This window comes from Pedobacter humicola (assembly GCF_056490705.1).
The window spans coordinates 356,688-373,129 of sequence record NZ_JBWJIG010000002.1 but is presented as its reverse complement, the minus strand read 5'-3'; the positions used below and the strand labels follow the sequence as shown (position 1 = coordinate 373,129).

The 16,442-nt window shown below is 41.5% G+C and carries 9 protein-coding genes; 8 read left to right on the top strand and 1 reads right to left on the bottom strand.

Annotated elements, in window-relative coordinates; all coding sequences use genetic code 11:
- Nucleotides 1-16: 16 nt before the first annotated feature.
- Nucleotides 17-1,672 carry a hypothetical protein gene (locus AC04Q1_RS05115; protein ID WP_478362446.1) on the bottom strand — a complete coding sequence of 552 codons (1,656 nt, stop codon included), beginning with the start codon at nt 1,670-1,672 and terminating at the stop codon, nt 17-19.
- Nucleotides 1,673-2,073: 401 nt separating this feature from the next.
- Here AC04Q1_RS05115 and AC04Q1_RS05110 point away from each other — a divergent pair, with 401 nt between their 5' ends.
- From AC04Q1_RS05110 to AC04Q1_RS05075, 8 genes are all read left to right on the top strand, one after another.
- Entirely contained in the window at nt 2,074-3,510 is a 1,437-nt protein-coding gene (locus AC04Q1_RS05110; RefSeq protein ID WP_478362445.1) for a sulfatase, read from the top strand.
- Between the two features lie 40 nt (nt 3,511-3,550).
- Nucleotides 3,551-5,617 (top strand): sulfatase-like hydrolase/transferase, encoded by a 2,067-nt coding sequence (locus AC04Q1_RS05105; protein WP_478362444.1) that lies wholly within the window; start codon nt 3,551-3,553, stop codon nt 5,615-5,617.
- Nucleotides 5,618-6,175: 558 nt separating this feature from the next.
- Nucleotides 6,176-7,759 (top strand): discoidin domain-containing protein, encoded by a 1,584-nt coding sequence (locus tag AC04Q1_RS05100; RefSeq protein ID WP_478362442.1) that lies wholly within the window; start codon nt 6,176-6,178, stop codon nt 7,757-7,759.
- Nucleotides 7,760-8,334: 575 nt separating this feature from the next.
- On the top strand, nt 8,335-8,928 hold the full coding sequence (locus AC04Q1_RS05095; RefSeq protein WP_478362440.1) for an RNA polymerase sigma factor: 594 nt from the start codon (nt 8,335-8,337) through the stop codon (nt 8,926-8,928).
- Between the two features lie 105 nt (nt 8,929-9,033).
- Nucleotides 9,034-10,206: a FecR family protein gene (locus AC04Q1_RS05090; protein ID WP_478362438.1), complete on the top strand. Its 1,173-nt coding sequence runs from the start codon at nt 9,034-9,036 to the stop codon at nt 10,204-10,206.
- Between the two features lie 132 nt (nt 10,207-10,338).
- On the top strand, nt 10,339-13,896 hold the full coding sequence (locus AC04Q1_RS05085; RefSeq protein WP_478362436.1) for a SusC/RagA family TonB-linked outer membrane protein: 3,558 nt from the start codon (nt 10,339-10,341) through the stop codon (nt 13,894-13,896).
- A gap of 24 nt (nt 13,897-13,920) precedes the next feature.
- A complete protein-coding gene (locus AC04Q1_RS05080) occupies nt 13,921-15,864 on the top strand; it encodes a RagB/SusD family nutrient uptake outer membrane protein (RefSeq protein WP_478362435.1) in 1,944 nt (647 codons plus the stop codon).
- Between the two features lie 52 nt (nt 15,865-15,916).
- Nucleotides 15,917-16,336 carry a DUF5018-related domain-containing protein gene (locus AC04Q1_RS05075; protein ID WP_478362434.1) on the top strand — a complete coding sequence of 140 codons (420 nt, stop codon included), beginning with the start codon at nt 15,917-15,919 and terminating at the stop codon, nt 16,334-16,336.
- Nucleotides 16,337-16,442: the final 106 nt, after the last annotated feature.

Sequence of the window (16,442 nt, the reverse complement as noted above, 5' to 3'; positions counted from 1 at the left end):
ACCTGATTGATCTCAGTTAGTCATCATTCTTAACCCGCACATCCTTGAATAGAAACGTATTATCGCTGGTTCTAAGTGTTTTTTTACTGGCCGTGGTGATATTCTTTAAAATAACCTCATTAGTTTTAACATATGGAAACTTTTCCTTATAGGTACTATCTGTCATTTCCGGATTAAAATTGGCAAAGATAGTTGGGCCGTGGTAATTATCGGGGTGTTTGGCGTCGTTGATTTGAAAATTTTCAATGGTAATCCGATGGGGCATATAACAGATATAACCAAAATCGTGCTGACCTGAATTGGACCCGGTGATGATAGAAGCACTAACAGGCTTGCCAGCTGCAGGAACAAATACACAGTTTCGGATGATTAATTCCCCTTGCCAGGTGCTGCCGTAATCGGGGCGCAGGTTAACAAAGCTTCTTGAACGGACGGTAGAATTTTCAATAGTCAATTTCCCAAAACCAATTGCATTGATCCCCATATGGCCGAGGGTTGAGTTTCGGATGGTGGCATTGGCAACCCCTTGGTGGGCATCAAACCTGGAGAGTGTACAGCCATCATAAAGAAGGTTTTTGCAAAAGTTTGAACCCAAAATACCCCAGTACTTGTTGTCGTCAATGTCGTTGGTTTGACTGCAATTCAGAAAAGATATATTCAGTGCACGGTTCACAGAAAGGTCGTAGGTACCCATGGTAACAGGCTTACCGGCTGCCCCAATAGTGTTGTAAGCTAAGTGGCCTGTTAGGACGGTGCTTTTTACTGTTACATAGGCACAATCGCCAATGTTGATAAAGCCTCCATAAGGTGCACCATGCTCTCCTTCGCCTTTGATGTCGTGTTTTAAGCCTTCAACCATCACATGCGATCTTCTGATGGCGATGTTGCGGCTATAATAGTTATACTTTGATTGCTCTTGATTGGCAATAGTGGTGAAATGGCCACCAAGGATTTTTAAAACCTTTTCATCAATAGGCAAAGCGGTAATATCCGTAATCTGGTCGAAGTCCCAGATAATCGGGGCGTCCATATCCACCTGACCGTTTTTGTCGACGAGGAAGATATCGGTCTGAGAAGAACCGTTGTTTTGGTTTAGGCCTAACCGGATGTATTGTTTCACATTAGCATTTGTTGCGGTGATTAAACACGGACCTGGTAAAGCAACTTTGATTTTCCTTTGGTCTTTCTTTAGGGAGCTTATCGTTTTCAGTTTAAACGGTTTCAGTGCTGAGCTGACTATGAAAACAGCTGCATTGCGGTTTTTTACTTCCGTATCATCAATGATGAAGGAGGCTGTGCCAAAGTCAGTATCCGTTTGAATAACCGCTGTACGCTTCTCCCCTCCAATATAATAAGTTGCTCCCGCATCGGCTTGAACCAAAAGCCCATGCTGGTTGGCAAATGCATGAGTTGCGGCAATGGCATCTATATCATCGGTTTTTCCATCACCTTTTGCACCGAAGTTACTGTAACGAACCGATCCGGCCGCTTTAAATTTTAGTACATCCTTTGGAGACACATTTACCTGTAATTCTGCCTTGTTGTTGGTATAAACCTCGGTTTTCTGGTCATTGTACGTGATGACTATATTGTTTTCAGGAGCGGCATTATTCTGGGCCTGAGTAACATTTGCACAGATTAAAAAAAGGAAGACTGAACTTATATGTTTCATTATTTGAACTGGTTTCGTTGTAGGACTATCAACATGGATTAGAGTGATTAAGTTAAATAAAATTTGGCACGGTGCAATTTTTTTGACTGTATTTAACTTATGCAGTAGCAGATAAAATCCCTGGTGAACGGTTTGCTTCAATGGCAGACATTCCCTATAATTTTGTCGCAAATTTAAATGACTGGCGTATAAGGAACACTCATCACTTTGCAAGCCAGCATGATTCTATCCTTTATTAGGTCTATGCCAGGTCAATATCTTGTTTAAATCAGTTAAATGTTGATTGTTATCTTGTTTAGTATTTGTTAAATTTGTTTGCTAATTTCGTTGCTGTCCGGATCAATACCTTTAGCCTTATTTAGCAATTACGGGGCATCACATTTTCACCTTAGCCAATATGTATGAGATATTTTTTTAAGTGTTTACTATTCGTTTTTGCCCTCTCATCTTATCTAAACGCCCATGCTCAAACTCAACACCTTAAACCTGCAAAACCCAATATATTGCTGATTTTTGCCGATGATCTTGGTTACATGGATTGTGGTTTTACCGGGAGCAAGACCATGGAAACACCGAATATTGATGCGCTTTCAAAAAAGGGAATGGTATTTAACAACGCCTATGCAGGAGCGGGCAACTGCGCGCCTAGCCGGGCAGCCTTAATTAGCGGTCAATATTCGCCACGAACCGGTGTTTATGCAGTGGGAAGTACTACCCGTGGTCCGGTGGATCTGATGAAACTTGTTCCGGTACGCAATAATGTTTCCCTCAATCCATCTTTTAATACCATTGCCGAAGGACTGAAAGGCCAGGGTTATGCTACTGCTATTTTTGGAAAATGGCACCTGGCTGAGGGTAAAGCTACCCAACCCCAGGCGCAGGGATTCGACCTTTACACAGAAGGTTCAAAAGAGCAATCCCTTAAGGGAAGCAATGAGGCTGTTGATCCAAAAGGAGTTTTCTATCTCACGGATGCAGCCATTAAATTCATGCAAAACACAAAAGATAAGCCCTTTTTCGCCTATCTGGCACATAATGCCATCCACTCTAAGCTGGAAGCAAGGGCTGAAACCATAGCAAAATTCAAGAAGAAAGGATTGATCGATAAAATGGCCGTTTATGCGGCCTGCACATACGATTTCGACGCAAGCGTAGGCCTGGTACTGGATTTTTTAAAAAAGTCGGGACTGGATAAAAATACAATGGTCATTTTTACCAGCGATAATGGGGCCACTCAACAATCTTCTCAGGAGCCGTTACGTGGAAACAAAGGGTCTTATTACGAAGGAGGAATCAGAGAACCCTTCATTGCCTATTGGCCAGGCCATATCGAACCGGGAGCTGTTAATTCCACTCCGATTATTAACCTCGATTTTTACCCCACTTTTATGTCCCTGGCCGGCGATCATAAATTTAAGGGCGATGGAGAAGATTTGATGCCGCTTTTCCTGGGTGAGAAAACAGAAACCATTAGAAAATCGATATATTGGTATTTTCCCGGTTATCTCGATAATCCTGTGATCAGGGGCCGCGATAAGGTGTTCCGTACCAGGCCTGTTGCCGTCATCAGAAAAGGAGATTTTAAGCTCCAACTTTACCTCGAAGAATGGATGCTTGATGGAGGGAAGGCTAATATCAACAAAAATAATGCTGTAGAATTATACAATATGAAAACCGACGAGGGTGAACACCTGAATCTGGCCAGTACAAACCGTGCAAAGCGGGATGAACTTCTGGCCGATCTGTTGAACTGGATGGAAAAAACAAAAGCACCACTGCCCACGAAGATCACCGCAACCAATAAGCCGGTTCAGGGAACAGTTGGAGGGGAAAATTAAATTTATATAATTACTGAAAAATCAACCACAATTCTACCCAATGAAACCTGTTGTTTACGCACTGATACTCATCCTCCCGTTTATAGCGGGCAACGGCTTTGCCCAGGAAAAAAAGAAAAAAGCACCCAATATTATTTTTATACTCACCGATGATCTTGGTTATGGCGATGTTGGGGTGTTTTTCCAAAATAAAAGAGCCGCAGCCGGGGATAGGGGCAAACCCTTTACCCTGACACCAAATCTGGATGAAATGGCTGCTTCGGGGGCTACACTTCCACAGCATTATTGTGCGGCCCCGGTTTGTGCGCCTTCCAGGGCATCCATTCTGCTGGGGCAGAGCCAGGGACATGCCAATGTAAGGGATAATCAGTTTGATAAGGCACTAAGCGATAACTATACGTTGGGCAATGTAATGCAAAAGGCGGGTTATGCCACTGTAGCCATTGGCAAGTGGGGGCTTCAGGGAAATAAAGAATGGTCTGCCCATCCACTTAACAGAGGCTTCGATTATTACTATGGTTATATGCGCCATTCTGACGGACATGAACATTACCCAAAAGAAGGTTTGTACAGGGGCAAGAAAGAGGTTTGGGAAAATCGGACAGAAGTAAGTAAGGACCTCAATAATTGTTATACTGGTGATTTATGGACCGCCAGGGCCAAAAAGTGGATTGTTGACCATCAAAAAGGCAAAGATACGGATCAGCCTTTCTTTATGTTTTTGGCCTATGATACGCCGCATGCGGTTTTGGAACTCCCTACATCGGCATATCCTGCCGGTGGCGGACTAAAAGGTGGCTTGCAATGGCTGGGAAAACCAGGGAAAATGATCAATACAGCCAGTGGAATACCCGATAGCTTTACGCATCCCGATTATAACAATGCTACCTATGATGATGACCATAATGTTGCAACGGCTGAAAAACCATGGCCTGATACCTATAAAAGATTCGCCACTTCTACAAGGCGGATCGACGATGAGGTTGGGGATATTTTGCAGTTATTGAAAGACCTAAAAATTGATTCAAATACCCTGGTTATTTTTAGCTCCGATAATGGCCCGTCTATTGAGTCGTACCTTCCAAAACCCCAGGTAAAGTATGAAGCTAATTTTTTCAGCAGCTTTGGGCCCTTTGACGGGATAAAAAGAGATGTATTGGAAGGGGGGATGCGCATGCCGGTGATTGCCAAATGGACAGGGCATATCCCTGCACACAGCACTGTAAATTCACCGAGTATTTCTTATGATTGGATGCCAACCTTTCTGGACGCGGCCGGTTTGCCTGCTCCGGCGGTATCAGACGGGGTTTCCTTATTGCCATCCCTAACCGGAAAAGGCAAGCAGCGTACCAGTATGATCTACTCAGAATATTACGAGGGTGGCAAAACACCTGCTTACACTGATTTTTCGGCTATAAATCGCGGTAGGATCAGAAATCAGATGCAGATGATACGAATGGGCAATATTGTTGGACTGAGGTACGATATCAAATCTCATGATGATAATTTTGAGTTTTTTGATGTGCTAAAAGATCCTCGCCAGCAGAACAATTTAGCAGGAAATCCAAATATGGCTGCCCTCCAGCGTAAAATGAAAGATATGGTGCTTGATGTACGCCGCATAGATGCAGAGGCGCCAAGGCCCTACGATTCCATAGCCGTGCCGGCTGTAGGGCACATCGCTGCAGTTAAGGGATTATTATGGAATACCTATCAGTCAGCTACCGAATGGCTACCGAACCCTCAGGGCTTAAGGGTAATTTCTAATGGTACAAGCACAGGTTTAAATCCTGTTATCGGAAAAGTTGCCTGCAACATGGTTGCGCTCGAGGGTTTTATCAAAATACCGGCTGATGGAGAATATACGTTTTACCTGACTGCGGGAGCTAAAGCATTTCTGAGGATCCATGAGGCAGTATTGATTGATGCTGATTTTGGATATACTCCAAAAAGTGGAAAACAAAGCACGATGAAGTTAAAAGCAGGCCTGCACCCCATCAAACTTTTTTATCAAAAAACAGCACAGCCAACAGGAACAGTTAACTTAGAATGGTCTGAAGCGTCATTTGCCAAACAACCTGTGCCGCAGAATGCTTTCTTTCATTAACCGTTTTGTTCTTGCTTTTAAATTTAACACTAAATGTGTATGGTATCACCTTGTCATGCATACACTATAGCTGAGCCTAAAGGGGTAATATATAAACTGTTTTCTGGCCACCTGATCTGATTTTAATACAATACGGATTTTAGTCTCCAATCTCCTGTCTTTCCATTAATGAGGTTAATTGTACCTTCTGTGACAAAGAAACGGGTATCATATAACGGAATGACCGTGTGGAGAATATATTTTCTGTCCACCTGACTTTCTTTACTAATGTAAGATGTTTGTTTTCAGTTTGTTATCTGTACATTTTTTTGAATTTAATTTGTATGGTTATTTAGCTCCCTCCATCGTCAATATGCTTTAAATTAGTGTAAACACTTCTCTTGTAGATTTTTAAAAATCAATATTAGTATAAGAACTGATCTGTAAAGTTTGTTGCATGTGAACCATTGTCCTGTTACTGCGGAATTTTTTGTAAAATAGGAGTACCAGACAAAGAGGAGCACTGCATGTGGCTGAGTTAAGCATTTTGAGCCTACAACCTAAAAACCTCAAATAAAAATGAAAACAAAACAACTCCTTATGATCTTCGCCTCGTCGGCGGTCTTATTTGTGTCTTCCTGTAAAAAAGCAGAAATTCCTGTTGACGAAAATGTTAGCCTGAATAAACCGGGTGAGCAAATGACGGTGACAAACCCTGTAATTTCTCATACACGTAATCTGACTGTTGCCTATCTGATTCCGAATGATATGGATACACTTTACAATTTCAGATCGAGAATTGATGGTGTACTTACCTGGGTACAGAATTTCTATTCGCAGGAAATGAACCGAAATGGTTATGGCTCAAAAACCTTTGGACTGATAAAGGATCCGGCAACGCAACTGGTCCAGATTAGTGTAATCAGAAGTACACAGTCGAAAACAAATTTTGATGGTGGTCTGGGTGTTACTGAAGTCAATAATTTTTATGCGGCCAATCCTGGTTTAAAGCAGAGTCAGCATGTATTGATTATGATGCCTACTTTTAGTGGTGGTACCGACCCTGATAACAGTAATCCATTTTATGGCACAGGCAAATATTGTTTTGCCATGGATTATTCGGGGCTGAATATTGCCAATATTGCTACTGATCCGTTTACAAAATGGCTTGGTGGTTTGGCCCACGAAATGGGGCACGCCTTTAATGCCGCCCACGATAAAGAATCTGTATCTCAAAAAACAAGCCTGGGTACAGCCTTGATGGGAGGCGGTAACTATACCCTGGGTAAAACGCCAACGTTTATTGCTGCAGCTGATGCTGCGATATTTAATAATAACGAAGTCTTTAACAACGACAACATAACTTACTATGGTAGTGTTACCACAACTATTCCACGGATTTATGCCAGTTACTCGGCAAGCCAGAATGCCATTCTCTGCTCAGGAAAATTTACCTCAACCGGAACTGTAGCTAAAGTGTTATATTACAACGATCCAAACGTAAACAACGAAGGTACGGGAACCAATAAAGACTATAATGCCGTAACCTGGGTAAGCCCTAAAATAGGAACGGATAGTTTTAATGTGGTAATGCCTGTTTCCGAGCTATGGGAAAAATCTAATGGTATACCTTATGAACTTAAAGTGAAGTTTATCCATACCAATGGAACCATTACCCAGCATATCTACTACTACACTTTCCAGGGTGGTATTCCTGTAATCAATTTCGGTTATCGCCCCGAACTTAGCAAGACTGGTTGGACAATCGATGGTTTCAGTACACAGGAAACGGGAGAGAATGGCTATGCAACGAATATCCTTGACGATAACCCGACTACCTTTTGGCATAGCAGATGGTCATCATCGCCAACAGGAAGCTATCCTCATTTTATCAGCGTAAATCTTGGAAGCAATAAGACTGCCAATGGTATTGCCCTACAGCACCGTTCGGGATCAAACCGGGCAATCAAAGATTTTGAAATCCTCACCAGTACGGATGGCATCAGCTATACCTCAAGGGGCAACTTTTCGACCGTTAAAACTGATGGTAAACAATATTTCGCATTTGGATCGGCGCTAACCTTTAAATACTTTAAAATTGTGGCCAATACCTCGTGGGATGGTACGCAAAATGCCGCTATTGCCGAACTGGGATTATATTAATCTTTTGGTGAAAGTATTTGGGGCCGTCTCAATGATATCTTTATTGCTAAAAAAGATATCGGATGAAGACGGCCCTTTAATTAATAAATTAATTAATTAATGGTACATATTTACACAGTAATTCCCAACAAATCTGGTAACTGTCGCCTACTATTCGGGGCGTAAGATCGATAGTGCCTACCCAATCTTTGTTCTGTTATAGTTTATGGGCATTTGCAATAATGCTTGGCTGAATGGGGTAAAATAATATTTAGGGAACAACATTTATTTTATTGCCGGAATGAGATCTAGCTAGTGGGCCATATTTAATTTTTCTTCCAACAGTTGGTTGGCTTCAAAGCATGGTCATACCGCTCGATTGAAAAAACGGATGGCCATAAAATACCTGCTAAAAATTGCAATGTTTACTCTGCTGATTATTGTTTTTTTATTGACGGGTCAGACGGAAATTTATGTTGGATGATAACTAAAATTTAACAAAGAATTATTTTGATTTTAATAAACATAGTTTAGTTTTGCTAAACAAAATAAATTATAATAATCCTCAATTCCTGATCGATAGATTTTAATCCCTAATGAAAAATCACGATAAACTTTCTGATCATGATTTGATTGTCCACTTGCGGATGGGTTGTAAAAATGCATTTGCCGAAATTTACAGCCGCTATTGGGAAATCTTGATCAATGCCGCTTATCAGCGTTTGCGTTCGAGAGAAGATGCCGAAGAGGTTGTTCAGGAATTGTTTGTAAATCTTTATTCCCGCCGAAGTGAAATTGATCCAAAATCTACCCTGGAGGCCTATCTCAAAACCGCACTCAGGTTTAAAGTAATTGATGCCTACCGTTTACAGCAATTGCATTACAGGCATATTGATAACCTGATAGCAGAAACCAATCTATCGCCTGCCACACCTGATGATCAGCTTGAAATTAAAGAATTCAAAAGGAGTATCATCTCGGCTTGTAGAAAACTGCCCGAAAAATGCCGCGAAGTATTTATCATGTTCCGGTTCGAAGAATTATCCCATCAGGAAATTGCCGCACGGGCAGCAATTTCGGTCAGTACGGTAAAAAAACACCTCCATAAAGCCATGCTTTTCCTGAGGGAAGAGTTTAAAGGAAGCAAAACTTTTCTGACTATCGCCTGCCTGCTTTTTTTGTCAATATAATTTTATTGATAAAATTATATTTCTGTCAATCAGTATGTTGTGTTTTATTTGAAAGTAATTTCAGATTACAATAGAACCTTTTCGCTTTTGCTTCGAATACCTTATATGAGCAAGAATGAAAATGCGTTCGATAAACATCTGCTTGAGCTAATGACCAGGTTTCATAACGGACAGGCCACAGCGGCCGAGATCAGGGAAATTGAACTTTGGTATGAAAATCAGGCGTCGAATGAAGGCTATACCGATCGCCTGTCGACAGATGAAAGGCAGGAGGCCCAACAGAAAATGTTGCTTCAGATTAATGAACGTATAGAACAGGAAGCTGTTCCAGTTACTAAACTTTATCCCTTTAAAAGATTAAAAGCATTTGCGCTTGCAGCGGCCGTATTATTGGCCATTGGTACAACACTTTACTTGAGTTTGAATGATCAAAAATTAAAGAAAACTGAGCAGGTTAAGCTTAAGGACATTGCTCCGGGAAATAATAAAGCGATTTTAATACTGGCTAACGGCAAAAAAATCAGCCTGGAAGATTTAAACAATGGCGAAATTGCCTGTCAGAATGGTATTAAGGTTTCTAAAACAGCCAAAGGGCAGTTGATTTACGAGACCATTGCAAACACACAAAATACAGGTACCAAACCCGAATTTAATACCATCGAAGTGCCAGTGGGCGGGCAGTGGCAGGTTGTGCTTCCCGATCATTCGAAAGTATGGCTAAATGCATTATCGCGCATTACTTACCCAATACATTTTACAGGCAACGAAAGAAATGTAGAAATAACTGGTGAGGCTTATTTTGAAGTAGCACACAATGCCAAAATGCCATTTAAAGTGCACTGTGGTAAACAAACTGTTGAAGTGTTGGGTACACATTTCAATATTATGGGTTATACCGACCAGGAACAGATCAAAACTACATTGTTAGAAGGGTCAGTAAAGGTTTCGGATGGCAGCACGACAAAACTATTGATTCCCGGCGAGCAGGCACAGGTAGGTTCAGGGAAAATTACAGTAACTGATCATGTGGATGTTGAGGATGTGGTGGCATGGAAAAACGGCTATTTTAAATTTGATGAGAACCTTGAAGCCATTATGACCAAGGTAGCCAGATGGTACGATGTTGAAGTGGTTTATCAGTTTAAGCCAGATCCAAACATTGTTTACGCGGGCAAAGTTTCGCGTTCGAAAAATATATCTTCCTTATTGAAAATCATAGCGTTTGATGGTGATGTAAACTTTAAAATCGAAGGAAGGAGGATCATCGTGACCAAATAGCCGTAATAACTACGGTAAACTCAAAAATGGTCAAAGGTGTTCGAGCACCTCTGACCGGATGTTGAGTTTACCCTTCCGACAGGTCGGAATAAATTTAACGAAGAATTAAACCTAAACCCAACACTCAAATTTATGAATTTAAACTTACATAATCGGTATGGTGAGCACCGCCGTGCCTTTTACAAATTTCTGCTGGTGATGAAGATTACGACATTTTTCTTAATTATGACCATAATGCAGGTTAGTGCGACCTCGTTTGCACAAAAGATAACGCTAGATAAGGTTAATTCGCCTTTATCGCAGATTATTAACGAAATCCGCAATCAAGGCAATTATGATTTTTTTTACAACAAGAGGGCATTGAAATTAGCTAAACCGGTTACCATTAATGTGAAGGATGCCACGCTTGAGGAAGTATTGAAAATCTGTTTTAAAGACCAGGCCTTAGAATATCAGATTACGGACAAAACCGTGATGATTAAAGGGAAAGAGATAAAATTTAATTTTTTTAATCCATTTCAGTTCAATGCCGAAAAGATAAGCGGTAAAGTGGTTGATGAGCAGGGCATGCCCATTCCAGGTGCAAGTGTAACCGAAAAAGGGACTAGCAATGTAATCCAGACCAATGGGAACGGAGAGTTTACCATTAATGTAAAAGACAATATGGCCAGTCTGGTGATCTCATTTATTGGTTACCAGAGTAAAGAAGTATTGGCAAAGGATGTTAAGAATGGTAAGGTTGTACTTGCTGTTTCGCAGGAAAACCTGAACGATGTGGTTGTTACTGCTTACGGTAAAGTGAAAAAAAGCAGTTTAACCGATGCCGTTGAAACTATTAACGGTGAAAAGCTAGCCAACAGGCCAATTAGGAATATCACAGATGGATTGATCGGGCTTGCGCCAGGATTAAACATCCGGATGAGCAGTGGTGCACCCGAGTCTAACGCTTCAATCAATATCCGTGGTTTTACCTCTATTAATGCGAGTGCTGCGCCCCTTATCCTTGTTGATGGTATAGAACGGCCGCTTCAGGATGTAAACCCAAATGATGTGGAAAGTATTTCATTGCTAAAAGATGGGGCAGCCACAGCCATTTATGGTTCGAGGGCACCTTATGGCGTATTATTGATTACCACCAAAAGCGGTAAAGAAGGTAAAGCATCAATAACGTATTCGATGAATACCAAAATAGGTGAAATGGTATTGGCTCCAACACAGCCCAATTCGCCAGAATGGGCACGTTATATCAATATTGCTCAAAAAAACGGACAACCAAACGGAACAGGTACCGATGGTGTTGATGCAGTTACCATAGCCAGAATGGAAGCCTGGCTGAGAAAAGACTGGAACGACCCGTCGTTTGACGCATTAAGGACCCAGTTTGGCGATAAGGCGCAAGCCTATATCGAAAACGGGCAGTTTCCAAGTGGTAATGCAGCTTATAAAGGCTGGACGCGTGAACAGTCGTTTGCGACGACCAACCTGTACGATTCGTACTTTAATAGAAACGATATCAGCCAGCAGCACAATCTTAATTTTAGCGGAGGTACCGATAAATTACGTTATTTTTCGAGTTTTGGCTATAACAATACCAAAGGTTTGTTGAAGGGTGATTTAAACTATAATAAACGGTATAATTTTCAAACCAAATTAAATTATAAAGCTTCAGATTGGCTAGATCTCAGAACTGATGTTAACTATGTAAGATTTGGAAATCAGGGGCCAAACTTTTCGGGTGCAGGAGGTACGGTAGCCAATTATCCTGGCATCTTCGCCAACATGATGCAATACTTTGCTACGCCTTTAAGGGTTCCCTCAGGCAATGCTTATTCCTGGATATTAGGGGCTGCGGGCATATTAGGAGAAGGCGGACTGATTACCAATGGCCGGAATGAAATGGTATTGAGTGGTGGCGCAACTTTAAGGCCTTTTAAATATTTTGAAATAAATGCCGATTACTCCAGAAGACAAAGTTATACCGATAACACCACGGTAACCAAAATTGCTTATACCGAGCTTCCTGATGGTACCAAAATCCAGAATAACCGCTCGGCCAATGTGAGCAGTATTTCAAAAACAACCGGAACACAGGAATTTGGGGTGGCAAAAATCAGTGCCCAATATAACCGCTCGTTTAACGGGAAACATAACCTGTTTGCGCAGTTTGGTTTTCAATCCGAACAAAATGATTATAAATCTTTAACGGGCAGCCGTACCGATCTGTTTGCCCCCGAGGTAATTGAGGCTTTAAATGGGGCGGCAAATAACCAGCAGGCCAATGATAGCATGTATTCCTGGAGCACGCTGGGTTTTTATGGCGTAATTACTTACGATTATCTGGAAAGGTACATGATCAAGTTTGCCGGTAGGAGAGACGCGAGTTCACGCTTCTCGCCTGAGTCGCGATGGAGTTTCTTCCCTTCAGTATCAGGTGCCTGGAACGCCGCAAAAGAAAACTTCTGGCCGCTAAAGGATTTTATCTCTGATTTTAAACCTCGGGTTTCCTGGTCAACCTCAGGAGATCTTACTTCAGTAGGCGCAGATAATTATTATACCTATTTACCAACACTTGGTTTTTCGGTTAACAAAAATACATTGCTGGGTGGTACCTATTCGAATGTGGCAACAGCACCGGGGCTTGTAAGTTCGACACTTACCTGGGCAAAACCGACGGTATTAAACTTCGGTTTGGATGTTTCAGCATTGAACAGAAGGTTAAATGTAACCTACGAATGGTACCAGCGTACGGTAATTGATCAGATCGGGCCGCCAAACCCGCTTCCTCAGGTATTGGGTACCTCGGCACCAAACCTGAATAATTCTGTTTCTGAAACCCGCGGATGGGAGCTTTCGGTTGGCTGGACCGATCAGTTTAAAGTAGCGAACAAACCATTGAACTATTCATTAAAGTTTAATATGAGCGATTACATTGGTTATGTGACCAAGTATGCTCAAAATAAAACAGGCGTAACAAGTGGCGTTTGGACACCGGGTGAGCAATTTGGTCAGAATTTTGTCTATGATGCAAGAGGGATTGCCCAAAATACCGCCGATCTGAGGACAGGAACATTAAACGGTACTTATAATTATCCGGGTTACATTTTATACAACGATGTGAATGGAGATGGTTATATCAATTCGGGCAATGGTGGTTTCTGGTATAGCCGTGGAGATGTGATTAAAGACGGTTTTAATTATCCACGTAAGAGTTATTCCATTATCCCTACCATCTCATGGAACAACATTTCCTTTTCTGCGGTATTGGATGGAGTAATGCAATGGAAAGTATACAATACAACCGATTTGGTATGGGGTACACATGCGGGTAGCGATCTTGCCTATTTTTATACTTCTGCATACAAAGAAAGTACAAGTTTGGGTTACTGGAGTCCAGACAATACCAATGCCTTTTTCCCTGCATTTAATACAGGCAGTGGATTGGCAACCAATAAATATTCTTTAAACCTTGCAAACCTGCGGATCAGGAACATTACGGTAGGATACGATTTACCTCAGAACTGGTTGCGTAAGGTTAAAATTAAAAAGGCCAATATTTACCTCAGCGGGGAGAATTTAGGCTTTATTTATTCAAAATCAGTTGTAAAATATGATCCTGAGTTATTAAGCAATAATGCAAACGGATATCCTCCATTGCGCTATTATTCTATTGGATTGAATTTAAACTTATAACCTATCATTTTATATATAAACGATATGAAAGCTTACAATAAACCAGGCAGGATAATATTCGCACTTTTTGTGGCGATGAATCTTATTGCCTGTAAGAAAAACTTTTTGGATAAGAGTCCGTTAGACTCAGTTAATTCAGCCAATTTTTTCAAAACAGCATCCGATCTGCAAATCTTTGTAAATGGATTTTATGGCCGTTTGGCTCCCCAGTACAATACTTTGGGGGGCACAGCTACTACCTCTGGGGGTAATAGTAATTTGGCGCTGGATGCCAATACCGACATGATGATTGTACAAACAACAGCAACCAGTAGTTTGTACAGATGGGATGTGGCTTCCGTTGCCGGTGATACCAATAGCAGCTGGTCAGGAGGTTATACCAATATCAGGTCAGATAATTATTTTCTTTATTATGCGGGCCTCAATGCTGAAAAAACAGATGCTGCCACTCATTATATCGGTGAAGGTTATTTCTTTAGGGCGTGGGACTATTTTGCATTGTTAAAGAATTTTGGCGGGGTACCCATTATTACACAACCACTAACCGATAGCGACCTGGATAAACTATTTGTACCAAGAGCTTCGAGATACGATGTGGCCAAACAGATCATTGCCGATCTTGATCTGGCCATTTCAAAACTGAACTGGAAAAGTGACGGGCAAGGTGCTATTGCGGGTAGAATTAATAAAGAAGCAGCCCTAACCTTAAAAGCAAGGGTTGCCTTATACGAAGGTACCTGGGAATATTACCACAGTAAAAAAGCAAGTCCTTATGCCATGCCTGGGAAAAATGGTGTCGAATTTTTGGAAATGGTTGAGCCCACAGTTTCCCAACTGATCAACAGACAAGGTACCAGAATATTTACGGCAGCTGGCGACAAAACCACTGCTTACAATCAGCTATTTGCTCAAAAAAATGCTTCGAATATCGATGGCGTATTTCTCTATAAAGTATACGATGCAACCTTACTTGCATTAAGCCATAATTTCTTTTTCAAAATTCTGGATTCAGGTCCGTCTATAACCGACCATTTGGTTGATATTTATTTAAACAACGATGGTACACCACAAGTGTTTCCGGCCGTGTATCCAAATACACTGAATCAGTTAAGTACCAATTTAGATCCGAGGTTTAGACAAACCGTATGGACACCAGATAGAGGTCCGCTGAATCAATTGGCTGGACGTGGTGGTGATGGAAATCCTTTCAGGTATCCGGTTATTGCTTCTCAGGCACCTTATACTGATATAGGTTTTACTTCTACAGGCTACCGGAATTTTAAAGGCGCCGTTTTAGCCCAGGAAGCAACAAAAGGGGAAACCGATGATGTATTGATGCGTTATGAAGAAGATTTACTGTCGCTGGCCGAGGCTAAGGCTATTTTAGGCACAATTACGCAGGCTGATATCGATAAAACAGTAAATGTAATTAGAAACCGGGTGGGCATGGTACCTTTAAACATGGGCACAATTGCTGCAGGAACCTATAGAGAAGATCTTGGTTTTGATCTTGCTGCCACACCTATCGTAAATGAAATAAGAAGAGAGCGAACCGTAGAATTTGCTTTAGAGGGTTTCCGCCTGGACGACCTCAAGAGATGGGGTGTGTATGAAAAAGTAATTAACGGCTATCAGCCACAGGGTGCAATGTTGCAGGAATTTCTTAATTATTTTAACCGTTCTGCCAGTCAGGTTGCATTGGATAAAGGCTCCGACCCAACTTTATATAGCCAGATTAGAAAGGATGGTTATGTGCTCAATGAATTTAACCTGGTACCCAATACCAACGTGGCCAGTTTTTCTAACGGAAGGATAAATCCATTGTTTAAAGTTGCCGATTTCAGGGCTGGGGGCAGAGGACTTTATATTAATCCAACAAGGGATTATTTAAGCGCTATACCATTGCAGCAGATTAAACTTTATCAGGCAAACAATGCAACACTCAGCCAAAACCCGGGATGGAATTAATCTTTTAACCTTTAAGCGAAAAATAATGAAACACATAAAAATATCAAATTGCATGGCACTGATTCTGCTGCTTGTATTTTCCAGTTGCATGAAACCAAGGGTAGAACTCGATGATACCCAGTGGGGCGATAATGCCAATATTACTGCTGCCGTATTGTTTAAATATGAAGAAGTAAAAAATCAGTTGGGTTATAACGAACCCGTAACCGGTTATCAGAATGTGAGCATAGCTACTCCTTCAAATGTGGTTGATAAAGGCCAGGCTACCGTAAGGATCGTCGCTGCCAAAGGAACGGATTTAACCAAAATAGGTATCCGATTTTCTCATTTTGCAAAATCAATAGAACCCGTTAACGGCGCACCAGCTGCGGGTATAATTGCCGATTTTTCGAAAGGAGAATTTACTTACAGGCTCCATTCGGCTGACGGAACAGACCGGGATTGGAAAATTTTAATTTCAGTAGCACCTTAAGCTTCATCATGCATGTACCTGGCAGGGATCTTCCCTGCCGGGTAATTTATCACGCTTCGAAATAAATCTGGCCGACATCAACCATCACGAACTGTTCATTGATCGG

Excerpts from the sequence above, each read along its gene's own strand:
- AC04Q1_RS05095 (WP_478362440.1), top strand. The coding sequence starts at position 8,335 with ATGAAAAATCACGATAAACTTTCTGATCATGATTTGATTGTCCACTTG.
- AC04Q1_RS05115 (WP_478362446.1), bottom strand. The coding sequence starts at position 1,672 with ATGAAACATATAAGTTCAGTCTTCCTTTTTTTAATCTGTGCAAATGTT.
- AC04Q1_RS05080 (WP_478362435.1), top strand. The coding sequence starts at position 13,921 with ATGAAAGCTTACAATAAACCAGGCAGGATAATATTCGCACTTTTTGTG.
- AC04Q1_RS05075 (WP_478362434.1), top strand. The coding sequence starts at position 15,917 with ATGGCACTGATTCTGCTGCTTGTATTTTCCAGTTGCATGAAACCAAGG.
- AC04Q1_RS05090 (WP_478362438.1), top strand. The coding sequence starts at position 9,034 with ATGAGCAAGAATGAAAATGCGTTCGATAAACATCTGCTTGAGCTAATG.
- AC04Q1_RS05105 (WP_478362444.1), top strand. The coding sequence starts at position 3,551 with ATGAAACCTGTTGTTTACGCACTGATACTCATCCTCCCGTTTATAGCG.
- AC04Q1_RS05110 (WP_478362445.1), top strand. The coding sequence starts at position 2,074 with ATGAGATATTTTTTTAAGTGTTTACTATTCGTTTTTGCCCTCTCATCT.
- AC04Q1_RS05085 (WP_478362436.1), top strand. The coding sequence starts at position 10,339 with ATGAATTTAAACTTACATAATCGGTATGGTGAGCACCGCCGTGCCTTT.
- AC04Q1_RS05100 (WP_478362442.1), top strand. The coding sequence starts at position 6,176 with ATGAAAACAAAACAACTCCTTATGATCTTCGCCTCGTCGGCGGTCTTA.